Below are 3,621 nucleotides of genomic sequence, written 5' to 3' on the forward strand. Positions count from 1 at the left end.
ATGAAGACGGCTTACGCCACCATCAAAGGTATTGAGGTGATGCGTGCACTACGCAAAGGCCAGGCCTCAGCATTTTATTATGGTGATCCCCTGGGCGAAATGCGCCTGGTAAGCAGAGTTTTTGAAACGTAAGGCCTTTGAATAAGACAAAAGGCTGCCTCATCGCTAACTTTGCAACAGTGCCCTCGCGATGACATCGCCCAGCGGCTGGCCATCATCCTGTGCATCGACCAGGGCGCCCCCGATCTCGGCGAAGGATTTCAGGGTGTCACGCACCACCCCCGCTTCGTCTGCGACCTTTGCATGGCAAATACGCTCCGAAGCACGGTAGAGACGGCCGACGATCCGGTCGTGGGTTTCGACCACTGCGTCGGCCAACATCGCCTGCCATTCCGAGACGCAAACAGCCAAGATCGCAAGCCGCCTGTCCTCCGGGAGATCGCGCATGCCGTCGGCATAATACCGTTCACCCTGCCTGCGCAGACGAGTCACCCGATGGGCAGGAACGCCGGCAAGCAGATCCTCGGGGAGATCGATGCGTTGCAGATATTCGAGCCGGTCGAGCAGCCGGTTGGCCGACGAAGAGTTCGAGCCAGGCTCGAACTGGCGCAGCCACACAAAACGGGTCACCCGATCATCAGCCGTCTCCTCGAGCAATGCCAGCAACTGTTCTCGGATCGACATAGGCAGCCGACTGGCGATCCTCGTCTCGATGCGTCGCTCGGCATCGACGAGAGCCGCGGCACAAAGCCGCTCGATCGTGGATGTCGCGGGAAGGACAGTGCGGGTGCGTCGGCACTCGGCTACGAAGCGACGGGCGATATCCTCGTTCGACACCGCCATCTCGGCTTCTCGGAACAACCATTCCTTCAGCTCGCTCGCACCACGTCCGGAGAAGGTGCGGAAGCCGTAGAGCCCCCGTAACTCGGCAAGATGCTCGTGCCGTGTTTCCTCGCGGGCAGCATAGTCTACGAGATCGTCGGCACCCAGGCCAAGCTGCGCTCCGATAAATTCGATGACCTCTGCAGGGATCAGTTCGCCTGGAGCCAGCACCCGGCCGGGATAGCGCAGGACACACAATTGCAGGGCGAAGCCGAACCTGTTGTGAGCGCGCCGACGCAGCCTGATATGCCCAAGGTCTTCATCACTCAGCGTATAGTGCTTGAGCAAATCCGTCTGTGAAGTCGGCAAGCGCAACAGCGCGTCTTTCTGCCGATCGGTTAGAGTGACGCGACGCGGCATACATGTTCCTTTTTCAAAATCTGATAGCGTTCAAGACGCTTTGTTTATGAAGCTGGTTGAGATACATTTCCAGAGGTCAATGCAATCGTGGCCGAAGCGCCGCCTCAAACCAACGTTTGTGATACATGCTGATCGGATATGCCCGCGTCTCCAAAGCCGATGGCTCGCAGTCTCTCGACCTGCAGCACGACGCCTTGCGCGCCGCAGGTGTCGAACGGTGTCAGCAGCGGTTGTAAACTGATACAGGCAGCGATTGAAAACTGATACACCATTTTGAGAAGATGGCCGCTTTGCGGAGCGGCCTTGAAACCCAAAGAGGTGTACGTGGAAATTCAACTCCTGAAGAGGCATGGGTTAAGCCTTCGGCAGATCGCCGCCGAGGTAGGCTGCGCAGTGAACACGGTGCGCCGGCACCTGGCCCTGGAGTCCGTGCCGAAGTACGAACGCAAAGTCAAACGCCAGACGAAGCTGGCGCAATTCGAGCAGTACCTGAGGGATCGGCAGCAAGCCGCTCAGCCTGACGTGATTCCGGCCACCGTGCTGTACCGCGAGATCGCCGCGCGCGGCTACGAGGGCGGGATGAGCCAGTTGAGGGCCTTCGTGCGCACCTTGCGCCCGGCGCCTCCCGCCGACCCGGTGGTGCGTTTCGAGACGGCGATGGGCGAGCAGCTGCAGGTGGACTGGGTCGAATTCCGTAAAGGCAGCGCGCCATTGCACGCGTTCTGCGCGACGCTCGGCTTTAGCCGGGCCAGCTACGTGGAGTTCGTCAGCAACATGAAGGTGGAAACCCTGATCGCCTGCCACGAGCGCGCCTTTGCGGCGTTTGGCGGCGTGACGCGGCGGGTCCTGTACGACAACATGAAGACGGTGGTGCTGGAGCGCGATGCGTACGGTGAGGGCGAGCACCGCTTCCACGCCGGCTTCCTGGACTATGCCAGGCATAGCGGTTTCGTGATCAAGCTGTGCCAGCCGTACCGGGCCAAGACCAAGGGTAAGGTCGAGCGGTTCAACGGCTACCTGCGGCGCTCGTTCTATGTGCCGCTGGCGAGCCGGCTGGCACAAAGCGGCCAGAAGCTCGACGTCGTGACGGCCAACGTGGAAGTAGCCCACTGGCTGCGCGAGGTGGCCAATGCGCGCATCCACGGCACCACCGGCGAGCCGCCAGCCGAAGCATTGAAGCGGGAAGTGGAGCACCTGCAAGCGCTGCCGGCACCGTGGCGGGCGGATATCGCGGCAGCCAGGCCGCAACCGACTACCGCAGCACCTGCGGTGCCGCGGCCGGCGGCAGTGGTGGAGCGGATCGCGCAACCTTCTCCAGTGCAGCATCCGTTGCAGGTGTATGACGCGCTGCTGGTGCGGGTATCGGAAGGAGTGGCGGCATGAACCTGCAGCATGAGCGTATCGCGACGTTGTGCGAGAGCCTGAACCTGCCGTTTATAGCCCAGGGCTACGGCGCCGCAACCCAGAAGGCAGCGAAGCAGGAAATGGCCTACAGCGACTTCCTGGAGGGGCTGCTGAGGGAAGAAGTCGCTGGGCGCAACGTGCGCAAACAAAGCACGATGACCCGGTTGGCAGGATTCCCGGCGGTGAAGACGCTGGATGAGTTTAACTACGACTTCGCCAAAGGCGTCAAACGCAGCCAGATCGAGGAACTGGCCGGCCTGGGATTCGTCGAGCGGCATGAGAACGTGGTGCTGGTCGGCCCCAGCGGCGTGGGCAAGACGCACCTGGCGATGGCACTGGGTTACAAGGCGACGCAAGCCGGCATCAAGACGCGCTTCACGACTGCGGCCGACCTGATGCTGGCGTTGACGACGGCGCATACCCAGAACAATCTGAAGGCGGTGATGCACCGCGCGATCAAGGCATATCGGCTCTTGATCATCGACGAGATAGGTTACTTGCCGATGAACCGGGAACAGGCAAACCTGTTCTTCCAGGTGATCGCAGCCTTGTATGAACGCAGCAGCCTGATCGTGACCAGCAACCTGCCGTTCGGGCAATGGGACACGACCTTCGCGCAGGATACGACGCTGACCGCGGCCCTGCTCGACCGGCTGCTGCACCATGCGCACATCGTGCCGATTGCCGGGGAAAGCTATCGGCTGAAGCACCAGCGACAGGCCGGGATGATGAGGGGGAGCGATGTTGCAGAAATTGGCTGAACACGGACGGTGTTCAGCGACGGCGGTGTATCAGTTTTAAATCGCTGGCACGAAAAAATCTGTATCAGTTTTCAATCGCCGTTGACAAACGGGACAATATCTATGATGATCTTGCTTCCGGCGGTCGTGATGATCGCCCTGGCTTGACTGCCTGCCTCAAGTCATTGCGTGACGGCGATGTGCTGGTGGTCTGGAAGCTCGATCGCCTCGGACG

General features: G+C 60.8%; 3 protein-coding genes and 3 pseudogenes. 5 read left to right on the forward strand and 1 reads right to left on the reverse strand.

Features of this window, described 5'->3' with window-relative positions:
* A pseudogene (locus FTT73_RS15780) lies at positions 1-132 on the forward strand (IS6 family transposase); the annotation flags it as partial.
* Between the two features lie 54 nt (positions 133-186).
* Here the strand turns inward: FTT73_RS15780 and FTT73_RS15785 are convergent.
* A pseudogene (locus FTT73_RS15785) lies at positions 187-1,242 on the reverse strand (DUF4158 domain-containing protein); the annotation flags it as partial.
* A gap of 125 nt (positions 1,243-1,367) precedes the next feature.
* Between FTT73_RS15785 and FTT73_RS15790 the strand changes: the two are divergent.
* From FTT73_RS15790 to FTT73_RS15805, 4 genes and pseudogenes are all read left to right on the forward strand, one after another.
* Positions 1,368-1,460: pseudogene (locus FTT73_RS15790) on the forward strand (recombinase family protein); the annotation flags it as partial.
* Positions 1,461-1,566: 106 nt separating this feature from the next.
* Positions 1,567-2,625 carry an IS21 family transposase gene (gene istA / locus FTT73_RS15795; RefSeq protein ID WP_373683612.1) on the forward strand — a complete coding sequence of 353 codons (1,059 nt, stop codon included), beginning with the start codon at positions 1,567-1,569 and terminating at the stop codon, positions 2,623-2,625.
* Complete coding sequence (gene istB, locus FTT73_RS15800) at positions 2,622-3,407, forward strand: IS21-like element helper ATPase IstB (protein ID WP_180075654.1); 786 nt, start codon at positions 2,622-2,624, stop codon at positions 3,405-3,407. The genes istA and istB overlap by 4 nt, the downstream gene beginning before the upstream one ends.
* Before the next feature lie 44 nt (positions 3,408-3,451).
* Positions 3,452-3,621 (forward strand): recombinase family protein (locus FTT73_RS15805; RefSeq protein WP_306669841.1); only part of this gene is annotated, 170 nt, incomplete at its 3' end.

Origin of the sequence: Acinetobacter sp. YH01006, from assembly GCF_013420445.1 — a bacterium.
GTDB lineage: Bacteria > Pseudomonadota > Gammaproteobacteria > Pseudomonadales > Moraxellaceae > Acinetobacter > Acinetobacter pseudolwoffii.